The 17,866-nt window shown below is 71.9% G+C and carries 20 protein-coding genes; 6 read left to right on the forward strand and 14 right to left on the reverse strand.

All coding sequences use genetic code 11. The features are described 5' to 3' along the window. From ACFO0B_RS10755 to ACFO0B_RS10775, 5 genes are all read right to left on the reverse strand, one after another. Nucleotides 1-217 (reverse strand): acyl carrier protein (locus ACFO0B_RS10755; RefSeq protein WP_378612236.1); only part of this gene is annotated, 217 nt, incomplete at its 3' end. A gap of 16 nt (nt 218-233) precedes the next feature. Next, on the reverse strand, nt 234-1,199 hold the full coding sequence (locus tag ACFO0B_RS10760; RefSeq protein ID WP_378612237.1) for an acyl-CoA desaturase: 966 nt from the start codon (nt 1,197-1,199) through the stop codon (nt 234-236). 153 nt (nt 1,200-1,352) lie between these two features. Beyond that, complete coding sequence (locus ACFO0B_RS10765) at nt 1,353-1,682, reverse strand: hypothetical protein (RefSeq protein WP_378612238.1); 330 nt, start codon at nt 1,680-1,682, stop codon at nt 1,353-1,355. Further along, nucleotides 1,679-2,188, reverse strand: coding sequence for an SRPBCC domain-containing protein (locus ACFO0B_RS10770; protein WP_378612239.1), 510 nt, complete (start codon nt 2,186-2,188; stop codon nt 1,679-1,681). Before ACFO0B_RS10770 ends, ACFO0B_RS10765 begins: the two co-directional genes overlap by 4 nt. 34 nt (nt 2,189-2,222) lie before the next feature. Next, nucleotides 2,223-2,552, reverse strand: coding sequence for an ArsR/SmtB family transcription factor (locus ACFO0B_RS10775; RefSeq protein WP_378612240.1), 330 nt, complete (start codon nt 2,550-2,552; stop codon nt 2,223-2,225). 204 nt (nt 2,553-2,756) lie between these two features. On the opposite strand from ACFO0B_RS10775, the gene ACFO0B_RS10780 reads away from it, so the two are divergent. The 3 genes from ACFO0B_RS10780 to ACFO0B_RS10790 all read left to right on the forward strand — a co-directional run bounded on the left by ACFO0B_RS10780 (nt 2,757) and on the right by ACFO0B_RS10790 (nt 7,207). Then, complete coding sequence (locus tag ACFO0B_RS10780; protein ID WP_378612241.1) at nt 2,757-3,860, forward strand: terpene synthase family protein; 1,104 nt, start codon at nt 2,757-2,759, stop codon at nt 3,858-3,860. 120 nt (nt 3,861-3,980) lie between these two features. Then, complete coding sequence (locus ACFO0B_RS10785; protein WP_378612242.1) at nt 3,981-5,231, forward strand: diguanylate cyclase domain-containing protein; 1,251 nt, start codon at nt 3,981-3,983, stop codon at nt 5,229-5,231. A gap of 137 nt (nt 5,232-5,368) precedes the next feature. Next, nucleotides 5,369-7,207 (forward strand): acyl-CoA dehydrogenase, encoded by a 1,839-nt coding sequence (locus tag ACFO0B_RS10790; RefSeq protein ID WP_378612243.1) that lies wholly within the window; start codon nt 5,369-5,371, stop codon nt 7,205-7,207. Nucleotide 7,208: 1 nt separating this feature from the next. Here ACFO0B_RS10790 and ACFO0B_RS10795 read toward each other — a convergent pair whose 3' ends face one another. Together ACFO0B_RS10795 and ACFO0B_RS10800 are read right to left on the reverse strand one after the other, a co-directional pair. Continuing rightward, nucleotides 7,209-7,814: a TetR/AcrR family transcriptional regulator gene (locus ACFO0B_RS10795; RefSeq protein ID WP_378612244.1), complete on the reverse strand. Its 606-nt coding sequence runs from the start codon at nt 7,812-7,814 to the stop codon at nt 7,209-7,211. Continuing rightward, nucleotides 7,801-8,667 carry an alpha/beta fold hydrolase gene (locus ACFO0B_RS10800; RefSeq protein ID WP_378612245.1) on the reverse strand — a complete coding sequence of 289 codons (867 nt, stop codon included), beginning with the start codon at nt 8,665-8,667 and terminating at the stop codon, nt 7,801-7,803. The genes ACFO0B_RS10795 and ACFO0B_RS10800 overlap by 14 nt, the downstream gene beginning before the upstream one ends. A gap of 59 nt (nt 8,668-8,726) precedes the next feature. On the opposite strand from ACFO0B_RS10800, the gene ACFO0B_RS10805 reads away from it, so the two are divergent. Further along, entirely contained in the window at nt 8,727-9,320 is a 594-nt protein-coding gene (locus ACFO0B_RS10805; protein ID WP_378612246.1) for a TetR/AcrR family transcriptional regulator, read from the forward strand. On the opposite strand, the gene ACFO0B_RS10810 is transcribed toward ACFO0B_RS10805, so the two are convergent. Then, a complete protein-coding gene (locus tag ACFO0B_RS10810) occupies nt 9,313-10,359 on the reverse strand; it encodes an alpha/beta hydrolase (protein ID WP_378612247.1) in 1,047 nt (348 codons plus the stop codon). The genes ACFO0B_RS10805 and ACFO0B_RS10810 overlap by 8 nt on opposite strands. Before the next feature lie 136 nt (nt 10,360-10,495). On the opposite strand from ACFO0B_RS10810, the gene ACFO0B_RS10815 reads away from it, so the two are divergent. Then, complete coding sequence (locus tag ACFO0B_RS10815; RefSeq protein WP_378612248.1) at nt 10,496-11,134, forward strand: 2OG-Fe dioxygenase family protein; 639 nt, start codon at nt 10,496-10,498, stop codon at nt 11,132-11,134. Here the strand turns inward: ACFO0B_RS10815 and ACFO0B_RS10820 are convergent. The 4 genes from ACFO0B_RS10820 to ACFO0B_RS10835 all read right to left on the reverse strand — a co-directional run bounded on the left by ACFO0B_RS10820 (nt 11,121) and on the right by ACFO0B_RS10835 (nt 14,925). Then, nucleotides 11,121-11,519 (reverse strand): hypothetical protein, encoded by a 399-nt coding sequence (locus ACFO0B_RS10820; protein WP_378612249.1) that lies wholly within the window; start codon nt 11,517-11,519, stop codon nt 11,121-11,123. The two genes, ACFO0B_RS10815 and ACFO0B_RS10820, sit on opposite strands and share 14 nt — an antisense overlap. Nucleotides 11,520-11,660: 141 nt before the next feature. Further along, a complete protein-coding gene (locus ACFO0B_RS10825; protein ID WP_378612250.1) occupies nt 11,661-14,045 on the reverse strand; it encodes an ATP-binding cassette domain-containing protein in 2,385 nt (794 codons plus the stop codon). 14 nt (nt 14,046-14,059) lie between these two features. Further along, entirely contained in the window at nt 14,060-14,473 is a 414-nt protein-coding gene (locus ACFO0B_RS10830; RefSeq protein ID WP_378612251.1) for a VOC family protein, read from the reverse strand. Between the two features lie 5 nt (nt 14,474-14,478). Next, nucleotides 14,479-14,925, reverse strand: coding sequence for a helix-turn-helix transcriptional regulator (locus tag ACFO0B_RS10835; RefSeq protein WP_378612252.1), 447 nt, complete (start codon nt 14,923-14,925; stop codon nt 14,479-14,481). A gap of 185 nt (nt 14,926-15,110) precedes the next feature. On the opposite strand from ACFO0B_RS10835, the gene ACFO0B_RS10840 reads away from it, so the two are divergent. Further along, on the forward strand, nt 15,111-15,581 hold the full coding sequence (locus ACFO0B_RS10840; protein WP_067657928.1) for a hypothetical protein: 471 nt from the start codon (nt 15,111-15,113) through the stop codon (nt 15,579-15,581). Here ACFO0B_RS10840 and ACFO0B_RS10845 read toward each other — a convergent pair. Both ACFO0B_RS10845 and ACFO0B_RS10850 read right to left on the reverse strand, forming a co-directional pair. Beyond that, nucleotides 15,578-16,804, reverse strand: coding sequence for a cation:proton antiporter (locus tag ACFO0B_RS10845; RefSeq protein ID WP_378612253.1), 1,227 nt, complete (start codon nt 16,802-16,804; stop codon nt 15,578-15,580). The genes ACFO0B_RS10840 and ACFO0B_RS10845 overlap by 4 nt on opposite strands. Nucleotides 16,805-16,831: 27 nt before the next feature. Continuing rightward, a complete protein-coding gene (locus tag ACFO0B_RS10850; protein ID WP_378612283.1) occupies nt 16,832-17,866 on the reverse strand; it encodes a fatty acid desaturase family protein in 1,035 nt (344 codons plus the stop codon).

Below are 17,866 nucleotides of genomic sequence, written 5' to 3' on the forward strand. Positions count from 1 at the left end.
AGCCGGCGACGGCGTCCAGCGTCGGCTCGTCGAACAGCTCGTCCGGCGGGATGTCGACGCCGTAGCGCTGCTCGATCTCCATGAGCAGCGCCACCGCGACGACCGAGTCCACCCCGATGCGGTCGAAATCGGCGGCGGGGTCGATGCTCTCGGGCGGCACGCCGAGCGCCTCGGCGAGGTAGCCGCGGCTCCACGTGATGATCTCCGTGCGGTCCATGGTTGTCCGTCCGTTCTCAGGGGGTGGCCGCGTCGGCGGCGGGGCGGCGGCGCCGGGCTTCCAGCCGGTCCCGGGACGGCACCTCGACGTCCCGGGCCAGCCCGGCGGCGGCGAGCAGGCAGATCAGCCAGTAGCCGGGGTCGAGCCGGTACCACTGCAGGCCGAAGGAGGGCGAGTCCGGGAAGGCGTGGTGGTTGTTGTGCCAGGACTCGCCGAACGAGAGCAGCGCGAAGACGCCGCCGTTGCGGCTGTTGCCGCGCGCCCGGTACGGCATCGTGCCGAACATGTGCAGGAACGAGTTGATCGCCCAGATGATGTGCTCCAGCACGAACATCCGCACCAGCCCGCCCCACAGCAGCCCGCTCACCGCCCCGGTCCAGCTCTGGTACACCAGCCCGCCGATCACCGCCGGAATCGCCATGCCGAGCGCGACCCACCAGTGGTAGTACCGCGAAACCCGCAGCAGCAGGCGGTTCTTCAGCAGGTCTGGGGCGTAGTGCACGATGTTCGGGTACTCGTGGCGGCGCATCCAGAGGAAGTGCGAGTGCAGCAGCCCGCGAGCCCGGCCGCGGAACCCGCCGCCGGAGAGGTTGGGCGAGTGCGGGTCGCCGTCGCGATCGGCGTTCTCGTGGTGCCTGCGGTGGATGGCGACCCAGGAGAGCACGCCGCCCTGCCCCGCCATCGAGCCGAGCACCGCGAGCACCACCTGCACCGACGGCGCCGCCCGGAAGGTCCGGTGGGTGAAGAGCCGGTGGTAGCCGACGGTGATCGCCAGCCCGGTGGCCGCCCAGCCGCCGATCAGCAGCGCGACCTCGGTGATCCCGATCGGGTGCACCGGCAGGAAGGCGAGCGCGGCCACGACACCGAAGATCGGCGCCACGTCGAAGAGCAGGAAGTGGCGGCGCTGCAGGCGGTGCAGGTAGGGGCTGTCCACCGCGAGTTTCCTCGGGGCGGGGCGCCGGGGTGCGTCCTCGCCGGACATGGCGGCTCCCTCACGACGGGTCGGGACTGCCGAATCCCGCCGCCGGAGCGGAGTTTCGGCTCGAACGGATCCGAGCGTATGGGTGCGGGCGGCCGGGAGCCCGGCCGAGAAGAACTGCTGATCGGTCGATCATTCTCGCGTATCGCGGGTGGGTCAGGGCAGCGCGTCGCCGGGGATGCCCTGCGCGGAGTAGAGCTCGTAGGTGAGCACGCCTGCGCCGATCGCGCCGTCGGCGGCGAGCAGCTCGTGCACCCGCTCGGGTTCGCAGCCGTACACCCCGACCCCGGCGAGCTCCGGCGACTCCGGGATGCGCAGCGTGATCGCGAGCAGCCCCTGCTCGCGCAGGTCGCAGTTGAGCCGGCCGTGCTCCCGGAGCAGGCGGCCGCGGTCCGCGTGCCCGGCGGCGGGGCCGGGGCGCAGGACGCAGACGGTGTAGCCGCGCGAGCGGGCGAGCAGGGCGAGCATGGCGTCGTCGGTGATCATTCGTCCTCCTGTGCGGCGGCGCGTTGCAGCGCGGCCAGAATGTGGTCCCACCCGGTGGCGACGGCGCCGCCCTCGTAGCCGCCGGGCAGTGCGCAGTCGCGGCGCAGCTCGTCGGTGTCGAGGCGGTCCCAGCCGGTGTGCTCCAGGTCGACCTTCGTCAGGGCCGGGGCGACCGCGCGGAAGCGCAGCGCCACCTCGGTGGGGGTGCCGGTGATGTTCCAGGTCATCGCGAAGTGCTCGGGCTCGGCGCAGGTCAGCACCTCGCCCCAGGGGATGACGGTGCCGTCGTCCCAGACCTCGGCGACGGTGCCGCCGACCCGTGCCTGCACGGTGACGTCGCGGACCCGCGCCTTCCCCGCCGAGAACGGGTCGAGCGGCCACCACTCGGCCATCCGGCCGACGAAGACCGCCCAGGTGCGGGCGCGGCCGGCGCGCACCAGCACGCTGCGCCGGATCGGCGGGCGGGTCAGCGGCAGTACCCGGGCGTCTTCCTCCGGCGCGGTCACCGGCGGCCCCGGCCGCCCGGCGCGACGAGCATTTTCATGCCGGATCCTCCTCGGCCAGTTCCGCGGCCCTGGTCAGCGCGGAGGACCAGATCCCCGCCAGCGCCGACCTGGCCTGCTCGACCCCGCTCGGCTCGGCCCGATACAGCCGCCTGGTCCCCGAGCGCCGCTCGCGCACCAGCCCCGCCGCCCGCAGCACCCCGAGGTGCTGACTGACCGCGGGGCGGCTGATCTCGAACGCCCCCGCGATCTCCCCCGCCGCCAGCTCGTGCGCCCCGACCAGCCGCAGAATGGCCCGCCTGCGCGGCTCGGCGAGCGCACGGAACACCTCGTCCGCCCCGTCGTCGTCGAACCGGTACGCGTTCACGGCATCCTCCAGAGTTCGTACTCACTTACGTAAGTGAGTGCGAACATATACCGCCGGGAAAGATCGCGCAAGACGCCCGCCGGGGTTGCCCGATCGATTCCCCTGCCGCACAGGGTGTTCGCTGCGCCACCCGGGAACGCGATCCACCGCACATTTCCGGCCGCCGCCTCTTACGGTGTAAGGGGAGCTAGAAGGAGTGCTGTGGTGGATCGTTACACGCCGGAGGTCGAGGCGCGGCTCGCGCTGATGCGGGCCGAATACGACGAGTTGCTGGAGACGGGCCGGGGGTGGTCGCTGCGGGAGCTGTTCAGCACCGCGGAGAGCGACATCGTCACGTACTGCGCGGGATTCGCGCCGAACAGATTCGGGGACGAGGCGCTGGCCGGGGCGGAGGAGTTCTGCCGCAAATACGGGATCTGGCTGGAGCCGGGCGGGTCGCACTACAACAGCATGACGCCGTACCTGCACCCGAACGCGGTGACCGCGGAGCGGATGACGCTGATCGGAATCTACAACGCGATCCTGTTCTGGCTCAACGACACCGTCGGCCGGGAGAAGTTCGCCGCGCTCACCCCGGAGCAGCGGGCGGCGGCGGGCGAGACGGTGCACCGGCTCACCCGGCTGCTCGAAACCGGAAGTCCCGGCGCCGATCCGGAGCCGGTGGAGGCCGCGACCCACGAATACCTCGAGCGCACCGCCGCGCTCGCCGACCCGGAGTGGATGCGCGGCTTCCTCGCCGACACCGCGGGGCACCTGCGCCCCGCCATCCGCGACCAGAACGCCAGGGCGCGGGGTGACGTGCTCTCGGTGGCCGGCTACATCGAGCTGCGCTCGCACGTCTCCGGGATGTACCCGGCGATCGCGCTCTGCGAGTTCGGCCGGGACGCCTACCTGGACTGGCCGCGGCTCGAGTCGGCCGGGCTCGCCGCCGAGCTGCGCACCCTGCGCCAGCTCACGGTGGAGATCGGCGCACTGATGAACGATGTGTTCTCCTTCGAGAAGGAGTGCATCGCCGACGGCGCCGACTTCAACCTGGTGCCGATGTGCCTGCTGGAGACGCCTGCGGGCGGGCTGGCCGGAGCGGTGGCGGGCGCGGCCACCGTCGTGCGGGAACGGCTGACCGCGTTCCGCGAGGTCAGCGCGGGGATCGCGGCGGCGGTGGCGGCCCGGCCGGAGGTCGATTCGGGCGGGCAGGTGACGGCGCACGTCGCCGATCTGCTCGGCGCGGTCCAGGCCACCTGGGTCTGGCAGATCACCACGCACCGGTACAAGGGCCGGTCGATCTTCGTGGAGAATCGCCTGGGCTGACCGGCCGCGGCATCGATGCGCTGCCGGAGTTCGTCTCCGGGGGACTATTGTCGGAGAATCACAGCAGCATTCCCGGAACACTCCGGTGTCCGGGGAACGCGACATATCGACGGGGGTGTTGTGGACGGCAGCGGCGGCGCCGCACTGGCTCGGATCTGGTGGCAGGCACTGGCCACCGGTGGTGTCGCGCCCGGTGGCGGGCCGGGCGGGCCGATGATGCTGCCCGGGCTGGTCACCCAGCTCGAGGAGGCGCTCGCGGCCGAGACCTTCGACGCGGGCGCAGGCTCCCGGGTCGGCGCCGCGCTCTGGGGCGCCGGCCTCACCCACCCCGGCGTCCCGGTGATCTCGGCCCAGGTGCTGCACGGGCTGGCCGACGCCAGCCCGCACCCGGACGCGCACCGCCGGCTCGCGGGGTTGCTGGCCGCGCTCGGGCAGGGTCACCAGGTCCAGCGCGGCCGCTCCGCCGCGGCGGGCGAAGAGCACGACGACCAGGACACCCGGTTCCGGGTGCTCTTCGACAACGCCGCCGTCGCCATCGCCATCGGCGACACCGACGGCGTGCTGCTCGAGGCCAACCGCGCGCTCGCCGACATGATCGGCATCAAGCCGAACGACCTGCGCGGCATCTCGGTCTACGACTTCGCGCACCCGGACGACCGCGACCGCATCCGCACCCTGCTCTACGAGCAGCTGGTGCCGACCGGCGAGGGCACCGTCACGCTGGACCAGCGGCTGGTGCGCGCCGACGGCAGCGTCGGCTGGATGGCCTTCGCCATCACCTTCGTGCGCGGCGCGGGCGGCAGGCCGGACTACCTGCTCGCGGTCGGCGCCGACGTCACCGAGCGGCACCTGCTGCAGCAGGAGCTGCACCACCAGGCCAGACACGATTCGCTCACCGGGCTACCGAACCGGCGCTACCTGCTCGAGCACATCGAGCACCTGATCACCACCGCGGGCAACGACGATCGGGTCGGGCTCTGCTTTGCCGATCTGGACCACTTCAAACAGGTCAACGACCACTACGGCCACAGCGCGGGCGACCGGGTGCTGGTCGCGGTCGCCGACCGGATCGCGGAGACGCTGCAGCCGGACGGCAGCTTCGTCTGCCGGCTCGGCGGTGACGAATTCCTCGCGCTCATCCCGCCGCCCGCCGACGAGATCCAGGTCGCGGCGGTGGCGAATCGCCTGCTCACCGCGCTCTCCGAGCCCGTCGTCGTGGACGACGTCCCGCTCGACATCTCCGCGAGCATCGGCGTCGTGGTCACCCCGCTGGAGCACGCCGACGCCGAGTCCCTGCTGCACGCCGCCGACACCAGCCTGCACGCCGCCAAGCGCGACAGCAAAGGCCAATGGGTCATGCAGAGTGAGTGATCCCCGCCGGGGTCACTCACTATTTCCACCCGGTTTGTGCGATCATGAGCGGGGCGAATGCAACTGTCGGCGAATATAACTGCCGCAGAACATCATTCGCCCTTTTCGCGCGTCCGGATGTGTCGATGGGGGCCTCAATGCCGCACTTCAAGAGCAATGTTCGCGATCTCCGGTTCGTTCTGTTCGAGGTGCTCGAGCTGGAGCGGACGCTGGCGACCGGGGCCTTCGGTGACCTGGACGCCGACACCGTCGGCGAGATCCTGGAGCAGGTGCGGCGGCTCGCGGAGGGGCCGCTCGGCGCCTCCTTCGCCGAGGCGGACCGCAACCCACCGGTCTTCGACCCGGCGACGCACACCGTCACGCTGCCGGAGGCGTTCGTCCGCTCGTTCCGCGCCATGACCGACGGCGGCTGGCACCAGCTCGGGCTCCCCACCGAGCTCGGCGGGCCCGGCGTGCCGCGCGCGGTGTTCTGGGCCGCGGCCGAGCTCATCCTCGGCGCGCAGCCCGCCGCCTTCTTCTACGGCATGGCGGGCGCGCAGATGGCCTCGGTGCTGTACGCCAACGGCACCGAGGAGCAGCGCGGCTGGGCCCGGCTCGGCACAGCCGCGAACTGGGGCGGCACCATGGTGCTCACCGAGCCGGACGCGGGCTCGGACGTCGGCGCGGGCCGGACGAGGGCGATCCGGCAGGAGGACGGCTCCTGGCACATCGAGGGCGTGAAGCGCTTCATCAGCAACGGCGATTCCGGCGTGCTCTTCCCGAACATGCTGCACCTGGTGCTGGCCCGCCCGGACGGCGCTGGGCCGGGTACCAAGGGGCTCTCGCTCTTCTTCGTCCCGCAGTTCCACTTCGACCCGGTCACCGGTGCGAACGGCGAGCGCAACGGCGTCTTCGTCACCGGCCTGGAGCACAAGATGGGGCTCAGGGCCTCCACCACCTGCGAGGTGACCTTCGGCGGGCACGGCGTCCCGGCCAGGGGCTGGCTGGTCGGCGAGGTGCACAACGGCATCGCGCAGATGTTCGACGTGATCGAGCACGCGCGGATGATGGTGGGCACCAAGGCCATCGCGACGCTCTCCACCGGGTACCTGCACGCGCTGGAGTACGCGAAGCAGCGCGTCCAGGGCGCGGATCTGACCACCATGGCGGACAAGTCGGCGCCGCGGGTGACGATCGTGCACCACCCGGACGTCCGGCGGGCGCTCATGATGCAGAAGGCGTACGCCGAGGGGCTGCGCGCCATCTACCTGTACACGGCAGCGCACCAGGACCCCGTGCTGGCCGAGCAGGTCTCCGGCGCGGACCCGGAGACCGCTGCCCGGGTGAACGACCTGCTGCTGCCGATCGTGAAGGGCGTCGGCTCGGAGCGGGCCTACCAGTACCTGACCGAATCGCTGCAGACCCTGGGCGGCTCGGGGTACCTGCAGGACTACCCGATCGAGCAGTACATCCGGGACGCCAAGATCGACTCCCTGTACGAGGGCACGACCGCGATCCAGGCGCAGGACTTCTTCTTCCGCAAGATCATCCGGGACCGCGGCGCCGCGCTCGGGCACCTGGTCGCGCAGATCCAGCGCACCCTGGACAGCCGGGCGGGCAACGGCAGGCTCAAGCGCGAGCGCGTGCTGCTCGCCACCGCGCTGGCGGACGTGCAGGCGGCGGCCGCCTCGCTCACCGGGTACCTGATGGGCGCGCAGGAGGATTCGACCGAGCTGTACAAGGTGGGGCTCGGCTCGGTGCGGTTCCTGCTCGCGGTGGGTGACCTGCTCATCGGCTGGCAACTGCTGCACCAGGCCGGCGTCGCCGTCGCCGCGCTCGACGCGGGCGCCGACGGCGACGACCGCGCCTTCTACGAGGGCAAGGTGGCGGTCGCGCAGTTCTTCGCCCGCACCGTGCTGCCCGAGCTGACCGCCGTCCGCGCGATCCTGGCGACCATCGACACCGAGATCATGGAGCTCGACGAGGCGGCGTTCTGACTCAGCCGCGCAGCAGCCCGGCCAGCAGCAGCATCAGCGCGTCGAGCGCCTGCTCGTGCGCGGCGGCCGGGTCGTCGGCGTGCGCGACGATCAAGCCCGCCTCGGTGACCGCGCTCAGCACGAGCTGCGCCAGCATCCGCACCGGCGCGTCCGGCGCGAGTCGGCCGGTGCCGCGCGCCGCCTCCAGCTGCAGCACGACGAGGCCGAGGCCGTACTTCGCCTCGAGCTCACGCCAGGCGTCCCAGCCGAGCACCGCGGGCGCGTCGGAGAGCGCGATCCGCACCATCTCCGGCCTGCGGCAGATGCGAAGGAAGGCGTCGAGCCCGGCGCGCAGCCCGACCATCGGGTCGGCCGAGGGCGGGGCGCCGGCGATGGCGGCCACCAGCTCGTCGGTGTTGTCCTGCTCCAGCCGCTCGAGCACCGCGACGAAGAGGCCGCGCTTGTCGCCGTAGTGGTACTGCAGGGCGCCGCGGGTGACCCCGGCCGTCGCCACGATCTGCTCGGCCGAGACGGCGCCGAAGCCGTGCTCGGCGAAGAGCGCGCGCCCGGCCTCCTCCAGCCGCCCCCTGGTACTGCGGGTGCGGTCCAGCTGGCTACGGCGCGGCATGCTCCCGAGTGAACTCCAGGATCAGCGCGCTCAGCAAATCCGGCTGATCCTCCGGGATGAAGGTGTACGAGTCGTCGACCAGCCGCAGCGTGGCATTCGGCAGCTCGGCCACCAGCCGCTCGGCCAGCGCGACCGGGAAGAGCTTCTCCTCCCGCGCCCATACCACCAGCACCGGCAGCGTGAGCCGCGGGAAGCTACGCGCGGCGGCGAGGGTGTGCCGCTTGCGCGCGGACACCAGGAAGCGCCGCAGGTCGCGCCGGATGGTCGCGGAGTCCCTGCTCGGCGCGAGGTAGCCGTCCGCCACCTCCGGCGGCACCGGGCGCTTGGCCACCCAGCCGAAGGCGATCGGCAGCGGTTGCAGCGCCCTGATCCTCAGCAGCTCGGTGGCGGCGCGCACCACACCGGGTACCCGGGCCAGCACGGCGAGCCCGTTGAACGGCGGTGGCGGGAAACGGTCGTAGCAATCCACCGAGGCCAGCACGACCCGCGCGATCCGGGCCGGGTTGCGGGCCAGCAGTACCTGGGTGATCGCACCGCCGGTGTCGTTCGCCACCAGGGTGACATCGGTGAGGTCGAGCCGCTGCAGGAAGGCCGCGATCAGGTCGGCGGCGCCGGGCGGTGAGAGATCGGCCTCCGGCACCGGGACGGTATGCGCGCCGAACGGCCAGTCCGGGGTGATGCAGCGGTACCCCGCGGCCGCGATCGCGGGCACGACCCCGCGCCACAGGTTGCCGTTGACCAGCAGGCCGTGCACGAACACGACCGGCGGGCCCTCCCCCGTCTCGCGATAGCGGATGCGTCCACCCGGCAGCTCGATCTCGTGCTCCTCGCCCAGTGCCGCGCTGTGTGTCATCGTCTCGTCCCCTTCGTCGCCGCGATCCGTCCGCCGATCGTTACATACATTCCGAATGTATGTCTACGGCGACGGCGGATCCGGGCTGGCATCGGGCCATGCCGCGCAACAGACGCCCCCGGGACCGGGAGGAGAAGCGCGCGGAGATCGTCACCGCCGCGCGCACCCTCTTCGTGGACGACGGCTACGACGCGGTGTCCATGGCCCGGATCGCGCGGGCGGCAGGCGTCGTCTCCAACACCGTCTACTGGTACTTCGGGGACAAGGACGGCATCCTGATCGCGGTGCTGGACGAGGTGCTCGCCGACGCGCTGGAGCGCTCCGGCGAGCTGACCCTGCTCGAGCCCGCCGACCGGCTGCTCTGGGTGCTCACCGAGCTGGAGCAGCTGAGCCGGTTGGTGACGACGGTGCACGCGCGCAGCAAGGAGTCCGAGAGCATCAGAGCGTGGCACGAGCGTTTCCACGCGCTCACCGACGCCCTGCTGCGACTGGAGCTCGCCGGCCTCGGCGTGCCGGACGACGGCGTGGACGAGGTGACCACCATCGCGATCTACGTGCTGGAGGGGTTGCTCATGCACCCCGTCGAGCCCGCGCGCAAGCGCGCGGTGCTGGAGACCCTGCTGCGCGGCGCGAAGGGCAGCGCGATCAGCTGAGCCGCGCGGCCAGGAAGTCGATCTGGTCGGCGACGGCGCGCTCGAACTCGGCGCCGACGTAGATGCCGAAGTGCGCGCACGGATAGTTCCGCACCTCGACGTGCGGCAGCCCGGCGGCGTACCGCTCGGTGGTGGCCGCGGGCGCGGCGACGTCGGCGTCGCAGACGCAGAGCAGCGTCGGGACGGTGCTCCGGCGCAGGTCGCGGCCGGGGCGGTAGAACGGGAGCCGCAGCACCAGCCGCGCGGAGAGCGCGTTGGCGGCGGTGAATTCGTCGTTCGGGCCGGTCAGGACGCCCCAGATCGACCCGCGGCCCGCGGGGCCGCCGGTGTCGGCGAGCGTCAGGACGTCGGCCAGCCGGGCGCGCACCCGGGGCAGTCTGCGCAGTGCGCCGCTGGCGCGCGCGGAGACCCTGGTGCCGGGCGGCAGCAGTGCGGAGGCGCCGGGCAGGGTGTCCGGCGAGACCAGAAAGGCGGGCATCCAGGCGGTGCCCGCCATCGGCACCAGCACCGGACGCACCCCGAACCGGGCGGCGACGGCGTCGACCAGCCCGGCCGCGGCGAGCGCGAGCGCGCTCGGGAAGCCGGCCCGGAGCCGCGACCGCAGCGAGGCTGGGCCGTCGGTGAACGGGCACTGCGCCACCACCGCGGCCACCGCGCCGTCCTCGGCCGCGATCCGGAGCACGTGGCCGCCGCCGAACGAGCTGCCCCACAGCGCGATCCGCCCGTGATCGATGCCGGGCAGGGTGCGCGCGTGGGCCAGCGCCACGTGCCAGTCGGCGAGCTGGCGGCCGATATCGAGCAGCTGGCGCGGCTCGCCGCCGCTGGCACCCAGGTGCCGGTAGTCGAAGACCAGCACCGCCCAGCCGCGCGCGGCGAACCGCTCGGCGTAGGCGTCGAGCCGCATCTCCCTGACCGCGCCGAGCCCGTGCCCCATGATCACCAGCGGTTTCGGGGCGCCGTCCGGCTCGGCGCCGTAGAGCCAGGCGGCGCAGTCGTCGGTGCCGGAACGGAAGGTGATGTCCCGCCGCGCTGTGGTCATGGAAGCTCCTTTTTCTTGGGTGACGGCCAAGAAACTAAGGCGTTCTTGATCGTGAGTCAAGAATGCGGAGAGATTGCCCATGCCCCGCCGCGTGCCGGAAACTGGGCGGTGGCGACAACGGGAAGGCGGGCTGTCCATGAGCGACCTGACCGACGACGGCGTGCATCTGCTCCCCGCCGCCGAGACCGCGCGCAGGCTCGGCGCGAGCCCCGGCACCTGGGATCGGTTCCGGCGGCACTGGGAGGAGCTGCGGGTGGACCGGGCCCGCACCGGCGCGCACGCCAGGACGCTGCACCGCCACGGCCACTTCCAGGTCTCGCTCACCGGCGCCTTCGAACTGCTCGCGCACCACCCGCGCGGCGATGCGCGGGCCGAGGCGCTCACCGACTCCTTCGCCACCGACCCGCTGCTCGCCGAGCTCTTCCGCCTGCTGCTCGAGTTCGCCGCCGAGCTCGACGACGCCACGCTCTGGGACGTCCGGGTGCACCCGATCCGCGAACTGGCCGCGGCCGAGACCGCCGCCGCTGCCGCACGCAGGCCGGAGGTCACGCTGGCCGCCTGGCTGCTGGTGACCCGCGACAATGCCGAGGGCGGGGCAGGCGTGCTCACCACCTCCGCCGGAACGCCGGTGCGCACCGTGGCGCCGGACGAGCCGGGCACCCTGCTGCTCACCGACTATCGGCGAATACCGCATGCGCGGAGCGGGATCCGCCCGGTGGCCGCGAGCCGCCCGGCGCTGCGCGACCTGCTCGAGGTGACCTTCACCCCGGCCTGACCCGTGCCGCCGGTGCGGAGGTGCGGCGCTCGCGCGAGCTGCTGCAGTCCGGCAAGAACGTGATGTCGGCGGCCGCGCACCACAACCCCGCCAAGCCGGCCCGGCTCGACGAATCCCGCTCCGCGCCGGACGTGCTCGGCACGGCCTCGCCGATGCGGGTCACCGGCAATGCCTTCGGGTCGCCCCCGACCACAGCGAAACCCGTGGCGTCGCCGACATGTTCACCGCCGCCTTCGAGCGCGACGCGCCGCGCATGCACCTGAACACCGAGATCGGCACCCACCTCACCCCCGACGACCTGCTCGCCAACTGCCCCGCCGTGCTCGACTTCACCGCGGGCAACCTCACCACCCGCCCCCGACCGCGACACCTTCGCCGAACTCATCCGGGAGCGCAACCCGGACGTGGTCGACCGGGCCGGGTGGCAGCTCCTCGACCAGGCCGAGCGCACCCGCGGCGCGGCAAACGGGCGCCCGCGGGTGAAGATCGCGAGCGTCGAGGAGCTGCTGGCCACCGCCCGCGGACGTCAGGCGCCCACGTACTCCGCGAGGTGCGTCCCGGTCAGCGTCTTCCGGTCCGCCACCAGCTCGGCCGGCGTCCCCTCGAACACCACCAGCCCGCCGTCGTGCCCGGCCCCGGGCCCCAGGTCGATGATCCAGTCGGCGTGCGCCATCACGGCTTGGTGGTGCTCGATCACGATGACCGTCTTCCCGGAGTCGACCAGCCGGTCGAGCAGGCCGAGCAGCTGGTCCACGTCGGCGAGGTGCAGGCCGGTGGTCGGCTCGTCCAGGACGTAGACGCCGCCCTTCTCCGACATGTGCGTCGCCAGCTTGAGCCGCTGGCGCTCGCCGCCGGAGAGCGTGGTGAGCGGCTGGCCCAGCTTCAGGTAGCCGAGCCCCACGTCGGCGAGGCGCGCCAGGATCTTGTGCGCGGCCGGGGTGCGGGCGTCGCCATCGGCGAAGAACCGCTCGGCCTCGGCGACCGACATGCCGAGCACCTCGCTGATGTCGCGGCCGCCGAGCTCGTACTCCAGCACCTCGGCCATGAAGCGCTTGCCCTCGCAGGTCTCGCAGGTGGTGGCGACGCCAGCCATCATGGCCAGGTCGGTGTAGATCACGCCGGCGCCGTTGCAGGTGGGGCAGGCGCCCTCCGAGTTCGCGCTGAAGAGCGCCGGTTTCACGCCGTTGGCCTTGGAGAAGGCCTTGCGGATGGGGTCGAGCAGCCCCGTGTAGGTGGCGGGGTTGGAGCGGCGGGAGCCCTTGATCGCGGTCTGGTCGACCACGACGACGCCCTCGCGGCGGGCGAGGTTGCCGTGGATCAGCGAGCTCTTTCCGGACCCGGCCACACCGGTGACCACGGTGAGCACCCCGGTCGGCACGTCGACGTCGACGCCGCGCAGGTTGTTCTGCGTCGCGCCGCGGATCTCCAGCGCCCCGGTCGGCTTCCGCACCGAATCCTTCAGCTCGGCCCGGTAGCCGAGGTGCTTGCCGGTGCGGGTGTCCGACCCGCGCAGCCCGGCGATGTCGCCCTCGAAGCAGACGGTGCCGCCCTCGGTGCCCGCGCCGGGGCCGAGGTCGACCACGTGATCGGCGATCACGATGGTCTCCGGCTTGTGCTCGACCACGAGCACGGTGTTCCCCTTGTCCCGCAACCGGAGCAGGAGCTCGTTCATCCGCTGGATGTCGTGCGGGTGCAGCCCGATGGTCGGCTCGTCGAAGACGTAGGTGACGTCGGTGAGCGCGGAGCCGAGGTGCCGGATCATCTTGGTGCGCTGGGCCTCGCCGCCGGAGAGCGTGCCGGACGAGCGATCCAGCGAGAGGTAGCCGAGCCCGATCTCTACGAAGCCGTCCAGGGTCTGCCGCAACGTCTCCAGCAGCGGGGCCACCGAGCGGTCGTCCAGCCCGCGCACCCACTCGGCCAGGTCGCTGATCTGCATGGCGCAGGCGTCGGCGATGCTGACGCCGCCGATCTTCGACGAGCGCGCCGCCTCGCTCAGCCGGGTGCCGCCGCAGTCGGGACAGGCGCTGAAGGTGATCGCCCGGTCCACGAAGGCGCGGATGTGCGGCTGCATGGCCTCGCGGTCCTTGGCCAGGAAGGACTTCTGGATCTTCGGGATCAGCCCCTCGTAGGTGACGTTGATGCCGTCCACCTTGATCCGCACCGGCTCCTTGTAGAGCAGGTCGTTCAGCTCGCGCTTGGTGTACTTGCGGATCGGCTTGTCCGCGTCCAGGAATCCGGAGCCCATGAAGATCCGGCCGTACCAGCCGTCCATGCTGTAGCCGGGGATGGTGAGCGCGCCCTCGGCCAGCGACTTGCTGTCGTCGTAGAGCTGGGTCAGGTCGAAGTCGGAGACGTTGCCCATGCCCTCGCAGCGCGGGCACATGCCGCCGGTGACGCTGAACTCGCGGCGCTCGCGCACCTCCTGGCCGCCCGCCTTGGTCACCGTCACCGCGCCCGCGCCGCTGATCGAGGCGACATTGAAGGAGAACGCCTGCGAGCTGCCGATGTGCGGCTGCCCGAGCCTGCTGAACAGGATGCGCAGCATGGCGTTGGCGTCGGTCGCGGTGCCGACGGTGGAGCGCGCGTTGGCGCCCATCCGCTCCTGGTCGACGATGATGGCGGTGGTCAGCCCCTCCAGCACGTCCACGTCCGGGCGCGCCAGGTTCGGCATGAAGCCCTGCACGAAGGCGCTGTAGGTCTCGTTGATCATGCGCTGCGACTCGGCGGCGATGGTGCCGAAGACCAGCGAGCTCTTGCCGGAGCCGGAGACCCCGGTGAAGACCGTCAGCCTGCGCTTCGGGATCTCGACGCTGACGTCCTTCAGGTTGTTCTCCCGCGCCCCCCTGACCCGGATCAGGTCGTGGGTGTCGGCGGCGTGCGCGGTCGTGGCCGAGGTGGTGGCCGTGCTCATCGTTTCTCCCTGGGTCAGCGCAGCTGCTGGATGCGGACCATATTGCCCGCCGGATCGCGAACGGCGCAGTCGCGCACGCCGTACGGCTGCTCGGTCGGCTCCTGCACGATCTCGATCCCGCCCGTCGCCGACACCTTCGCGAAGGCGCGGTCCAGATCCTCGGTGGCGAGCAGCACGCTGGCGTAGGTGCCCTTCGCCATCATCTCGGCGATGGTGCGCTTCTCGTCCTCGGTGACGCCGGGGTCGGCCCCCGGCGGGTAGAGCACGATGTTGATGCCGGGGTGCTCGGCCGGGCCGACCGTGATCCAGCGCAGGCCGTTGTAGCCGACGTCGTTGCGCACCTCGAAGCCGAGCGTGTCCCGGTAGAAGGCGAGCGAGGCCTCCGGATCGGTGTGCGGCAGGAAGCTCGAGTGGATGGTGATGGTCATGCGGTTCACGCTAGAGGGGCGGCGGGGACCGGCGCTTCTCGATTCCTGACCGGTCGGGTGACCCGCTTGGCCACGCAGGACGGCATGCCCGCGGTCGCGTCCGCTGCCTCTCTGCGATAGACGCTCGGCGGCACCCCGACCAGCTCGGTGAACCGGGTGCTGAAGGTGCCGAGCGAGGAGCAGCCGACCGCGAAGCAGACCTCGGTGACGCTCAGGTCGCCGCGGCGCAGCAGCGCCATCGCGCGCTCGATCCGCCTGGTCATCAGGTACGAGTAGGGCGACTCCCCGTACGCCTGCCGGAACGCCCGGCTCAGGTGCCCGGCCGACAGGTGCACGCCGCGGGCGAGCGCCTCGACGTCGAGCGGCCGTTCGTACTCCCGGTCGATGCGATCGCGCACCCGGCGCAGCAGCGCGAGATCGCGCAGCCGCTGGTCGTCTCCTCGGGTGCCCACGGGTGCATCGTGCCACGTCAGCGGGCGCTTGCCCAGCACCGGGAAGTGGGGGCGGGCATTGTGGGCTGTCACAGAACCGGGTGGAGACCGCCCGGATATGCACCAACGGATCACAGCACGACTGGTGCTCGCGCAACCGAATCGTTACCGTCGAGGTCGGTGTTTCAGAGCTAGGACGTTATCGAATGACTCTTTCCACGTGGCCCGATCAGGACCTCCCCCTGCTGCGCGAGGTCGCCGGCCGCATCGCCGTCGTGATCCAGGGCAGCACCGACAGTCGGCAGGCGCTGGCCGACTTCACCGAAGCGCTCCCGCACGCCGGGCAGTTGGCGCGGGTGCTCATCGAGTACTCCAGCCGGTGGTTCGACCGCTCCAGCGGGGACTCGACCATGATGGGCCCGGAGCTCTTCTGGACCCTCACCGAGTTCGTGCCGCCCGCGCTGCCGCAGAACCGGGAGCAGGGAGGTACCGAGTACCACCACGTCGAGCGGACCAGGCATCTGCTGCTCATCTGCGTGCTCGAGCAGCTGGCCGTCACCCAGTTCGCCCCCTCGCAGGGCGGGGATGCCTCGACCAGGCACCGCTACGGCGACAACGCCGTCCCGGTCCTGACCTCGCGGCTGCGCTCGGCACCCGACGTCGAAGGCACCGCTTAGGTCTTTCCCGGGCGGCGGGCTCGGGCCAGTAGCGGGGCGCCGATTCCGTGTACCACCACGCTGATCAGCACGGTTACGCCGGTTACGGTGAGCGCGTACTCCCCGAGGTCGTCGTCGAGCGCGTTGTAGGCGAGCAGGCCGAAGACGATGGTGGCGGTGCCGCGCGGTCCGAGCGCGCCGACGAGCAGCCGCTCCCGGTGCGGGAGCGGGGAGCCGAGCAGGGCGAGCAGGACCGGGCCGAGGCGGATCACGGTCAGCGCGAGCACGGCGAAGAGGACGAGACCCCAGTCCAGCAGCGGGGCGGCGCCGAAGACGATGACGAAGCTCGCGCCGAAGGCGAACCACAGGATCAGCCCGGCCACCAGGCTCACGTCGTCGATCAGCCCGAGCTCGCGCTCGGCCGGGCGCCGCCGCAGCATCCGCACGGCGTCGCGGGAGCGCACCGCCTTGAAGGCGAGCCCGCAGGCGAAGGCGGCGACGAAGCCGTTGGCGTGCCAGGCCACCGCGGCGCCGTAGGCGAGCAGCGGCAGCGCGACCAGCCCGATCCGGAACGCCTGCGGGTCGGTGAGCCCGCGCAGGTGCGCCCGGGTCCCGGCCCAGGCGGTGACCCCGCCGAGCACCAGCCCGACGGCGACCGCCGTGCCGAAGGCCGGGATCGCGTCGCGCAGCGCCGCCAGCGGGGTCGCCTCGGCGCCGATGCCGCTCGCGAGCGTCAGCGCGAAGGCGAAGACCGGGGCCACGATACCGTCGTTGTACCCGCTCTCCACCGCGATCAGGTGCCGCACCCGGGCCGGAATCCCGCGCTCCCGCACGATCTCGGCGGCGGGCGCGAAGTCGATCGGCACCACGATGCAGGCGATCAGCACCAGCACGGCCGCCGGCACCTCGGGGATCAGCAACCACCCGGCGAGCACCGCGAGCCCGATACTCAGCGGCAGCGCCAGGAAGAGCAGCCGCGCCGCCGCCCGCGGCTCACCGCCGAAGATCCCGCCGCGCACCTCGGTGGCGTCGACGAAGAGCAGCACCGCCAGGATGATCTCGGCGGCGTGCAGCGCCACCTCGCTGTTCAGGAAGGGCGCGACATCGGTCGAGGAGAACGTCCCGAACACCGCACCCGCGGCGACCATGGCGAGCGGGGCGTGGATCAGCCCGCGCCGCAGCAGCGTGGCGCTCAGCGACCACAGCACCACGACGCCGGTGAAGACCACCAGCACCAGGACCATGGGGGGTGATTCTGCCCCGGCCCCCGGCTACGCGCTCGGGGCGCGCCCGGCCTCCTTGCCGACGGCGTGCAGGTGCCCGAGCGCCTCGCGGTAGGAGGCGACGAAGCCGGTGGCCCGGTAGGGCAGCCCGATCTCGGCGCAGTACGCGGCGACCATGGGCTGCGCCCGGCGCAGGTGCGGCCGCGGCATGGACGGGAAGAGGTGGTGCTCCACCTGGTAGTTGAGCCCGCCGAAGGCGGTGTCGAGCAGCCGCCCGCCGAGCACGTTGCGCGAGGTGAGCACCTGCTTGCGCAGGTGGCCGGTGGTGTCGTCGGCGGAGAGCACCGCCATGCCCTTGTGGTTCGGCGCGAAGGTGGTGCCCATGTAGAGCCCGAAGAGCGCCTGGTGCACCGCGACGAAGACCAGCGCCTTGACCGGCGAGAGCACCAGGAATACCAGCAGCAGGTAACCGAGCGCGTGGCTCGCGAGCAGCGCCGCCTCCCAGCCCCGGTTCGGGATCGGCCAGCGCAGCACCCCGCGCCAGCTGGAGATCCGCAGGCTCAGCCCCTCGAGGGTGAGCATGGGGAAGAACAGCACCCCCTGGTGCCGCACCACGAGGCGCTTCACCCCGCTCGCCATCCGGGCGCGCGCGCCGGAGTGCGCCAGGATGCCCATGATGTCCGGGTCGGCGTCCTCGGTGTTCGGGTGCGCGTGGTGCTTGTTGTGGTTGCTGGTCCACCAGCCGATGCTCACCCCGATCAGCAGGTTGCCGACGAGCGCGCCGTAGACGTGGTTGGCCTTGCGGCTCGCGAAGATCTGCTTGTGCCCGGCGTCGTGGCCGAGAAAGGCGAACTGCGCGAAGAGCGCCGCGAGCGCGACGGCGATCCCCAGCGTCCACCACGAGTCGCCGAGTCCGATCAGCAGCGCGTAGCACCCCAGCAGCAACCCGACGGTCACCGCGGTGTGCGTGATGTACTGCGGCACAGCCGGTTCCAGCAACCCGGCTTCGCGCACCCGGCGCAGCAGCACCGCGAACTCACTGCCGCGCGCCGCGTCGGCCCGCTTCTCCGCCACCGGTCGCAT

Source organism: Nocardia jiangsuensis, assembly GCF_042650385.1.
Lineage (GTDB): Bacteria > Actinomycetota > Actinomycetes > Mycobacteriales > Mycobacteriaceae > Nocardia > Nocardia jiangsuensis.

Bases quoted from the DNA above. Each gene is read 5' to 3' on its own strand.
- ACFO0B_RS10830 (WP_378612251.1), bottom strand. From the start codon at position 14,473: ATGACCATCACCATCCACTCGAGCTTCCTGCCGCACACCGATCCGGAG.
- ACFO0B_RS10765 (WP_378612238.1), bottom strand. From the start codon at position 1,682: ATGATCACCGACGACGCCATGCTCGCCCTGCTCGCCCGCTCGCGCGGC.
- ACFO0B_RS10795 (WP_378612244.1), bottom strand. From the start codon at position 7,814: ATGCCGCGCCGTAGCCAGCTGGACCGCACCCGCAGTACCAGGGGGCGG.
- ACFO0B_RS10820 (WP_378612249.1), bottom strand. From the start codon at position 11,519: ATGAGTTCGGCGAAGGTGTCGCGGTCGGGGGCGGGTGGTGAGGTTGCC.
- ACFO0B_RS10815 (WP_378612248.1), top strand. From the start codon at position 10,496: ATGAGCGACCTGACCGACGACGGCGTGCATCTGCTCCCCGCCGCCGAG.
- ACFO0B_RS10825 (WP_378612250.1), bottom strand. From the start codon at position 14,045: ATGAGCACGGCCACCACCTCGGCCACGACCGCGCACGCCGCCGACACC.
- ACFO0B_RS10790 (WP_378612243.1), top strand. From the start codon at position 5,369: ATGCCGCACTTCAAGAGCAATGTTCGCGATCTCCGGTTCGTTCTGTTC.
- ACFO0B_RS10800 (WP_378612245.1), bottom strand. From the start codon at position 8,667: ATGACACACAGCGCGGCACTGGGCGAGGAGCACGAGATCGAGCTGCCG.
- ACFO0B_RS10850 (WP_378612283.1), bottom strand. From the start codon at position 17,866: ATGCGACCGGTGGCGGAGAAGCGGGCCGACGCGGCGCGCGGCAGTGAG.
- ACFO0B_RS10760 (WP_378612237.1), bottom strand. From the start codon at position 1,199: ATGTCCGGCGAGGACGCACCCCGGCGCCCCGCCCCGAGGAAACTCGCG.
- ACFO0B_RS10845 (WP_378612253.1), bottom strand. From the start codon at position 16,804: ATGGTCCTGGTGCTGGTGGTCTTCACCGGCGTCGTGGTGCTGTGGTCG.
- ACFO0B_RS10805 (WP_378612246.1), top strand. From the start codon at position 8,727: ATGTCTACGGCGACGGCGGATCCGGGCTGGCATCGGGCCATGCCGCGC.
- ACFO0B_RS10840 (WP_067657928.1), top strand. From the start codon at position 15,111: ATGACTCTTTCCACGTGGCCCGATCAGGACCTCCCCCTGCTGCGCGAG.
- ACFO0B_RS10810 (WP_378612247.1), bottom strand. From the start codon at position 10,359: ATGACCACAGCGCGGCGGGACATCACCTTCCGTTCCGGCACCGACGAC.